We start from the raw sequence: 1,566 nt of genomic DNA, 5'->3' as shown, positions 1-1,566 counted from the left end.
TCCTCGCCGAGGCGGCCCGTCTGTCCATCCGCTCAGTTGCCGGCTTCGAGTCCTGAGCGCAGTTTTTCGAGATGGGGGAGGAGGGAATCGAGGTCGGTCCCGTTGAAATCGGGAGAAGTGAAGACTTCGGCGTTGAGCGCCGTCGTCGCCTGAGCGGCGAGCTCACGACCGGCATCCGTAAGGTCGACGAGTGTCGTCCGGCGATCGTCGGGGTGGCTGCGCCGGGCGACGAGTCCGGCTTTCTCGAGGCGGTCGACCGAGTTCGTCGTCGAGGTCGCGTGCACCTGCAGGCGAGCGGAGATCTTCGACATCGGCAGGGTCCCGGCTCTGGTGAAGGACAGAAGCGTGAGGACCTCGTAGCGCGAGAATGTCAGTGCGAAGGGCTTGAGGGCGGCATCGACTCGGGCCAGGAACAGCTGGTGGATCCTCATCACCGAGATCACCGTGGTCATTCCGTCGGCTGCGTCGTCCCACCCGTGGGCCAGCCATTGCCGACGGGACTCTTCGATCGGGTCGAACGTCGTGCCTGTATTCTCTTCTGCCGCCATTGTCGACAGTGTAGTGAAGTGGGAAGATGGGCGCATGTGCGGTCGACTCAATATGTCTCTCGATCCGGCAGATCTCGCCGATGAGCTGCGGTTGGATGTCGTCTCCTATGACTACACGCCGCGCTTCAACGTGCCTCCGGGATCATTCGTGCCGATCGTCGTCGAGCGTCTCGACGACGACGGCCAGCTGCACCGCCGCCTCGAAACCGCTTCCTGGGGATTGGTTCCCGCCTGGGCGAAAGACCCCAAGATCGGGTTCAAGGCATTCAACGCACGGTCCGAGACAGTGCTCGAGAAGCCGATGTTCCGGCAGGCCATCCGACGTCGTCGCTGTGCCTTGCCGATCCCGGGCTACTACGAATGGGAGGACACCGAGGACGGCAAGCAGCCATGGATGATGACCGCCGCCGGCGAGGACCCGCTCTTCATGGCCGGGCTCTTCGAGTTCTGGAAGCAGCCGGATGAGTCCTGGCTGGTCTCCACGACGATCCTGACGATGGAATCCGCGGGCCACCTCAGCGATGTCCACCATCGGATGCCGGTATTCCTCGGGCGCGACCAGATCAGTGACTGGATCGATCCGGCAGTGCTGACGAATGATGTGCCTGACCTGCTGGCGACGACGCTCGATCAGGTCGATCCCGCAAGCGTCACTCGGCACAGAGTCGGCAAAGCGGTGGGCAATGTCCGCAACGATTCTCCGGAGCTCGCCGAACCCGTGGCATAGATCTCTCTTGAAGCTGCGCGGGCGAGACTCTCGCCCGAGTTCTCGGGGTTCTTCCGGGCCGGGGAGTGAGCGCAGCCGGAGCGGTTTTGCAGGTGGCTGCAGATGTGTGTATTGTGGTCCAGGTTGCCAGGACGCAAGGAAAGGCAACAGTCGCTCTGATCGGGAACGATGTGGGCAAATCGAAGATGAACTTCGAGTTGCACGGATCGAAACAACCATGTAGAGTAGACATCCGCTGGCACAGCGAGTCGCAAGACGAAAAGTGCAAACAGAAACTGATACCCCCAGTGA

2 protein-coding genes are annotated in these 1,566 nt (G+C 62.0%); one reads left to right on the top strand and one right to left on the bottom strand.

Translation table 11 applies throughout. The features are described 5' to 3' along the window. Positions 1-32 precede the first annotated feature (32 nt). Positions 33-548: a MarR family winged helix-turn-helix transcriptional regulator gene (locus AD89_RS0116155; protein ID WP_025780551.1), complete on the bottom strand. Its 516-nt coding sequence runs from the start codon at positions 546-548 to the stop codon at positions 33-35. Positions 549-600: 52 nt separating this feature from the next. Between AD89_RS0116155 and AD89_RS0116150 the strand changes: the two genes are divergently transcribed. Next, the gene (locus AD89_RS0116150) at positions 601-1,275 is read left to right on the top strand and encodes an SOS response-associated peptidase (protein ID WP_051505293.1); all 675 of its coding nucleotides are present in this window, start codon (positions 601-603) and stop codon (positions 1,273-1,275) included. Positions 1,276-1,566 lie beyond the last annotated feature (291 nt).

It is taken from the genome of Brevibacterium sp. VCM10 (genome assembly GCF_000583215.1).
Classification (GTDB): Bacteria; Actinomycetota; Actinomycetes; order Actinomycetales; family Brevibacteriaceae; genus Brevibacterium; species Brevibacterium linens.
The sequence above is the reverse complement of the archived record's forward strand: the minus strand, read 5'-3'. Positions and strand labels throughout refer to the sequence as shown.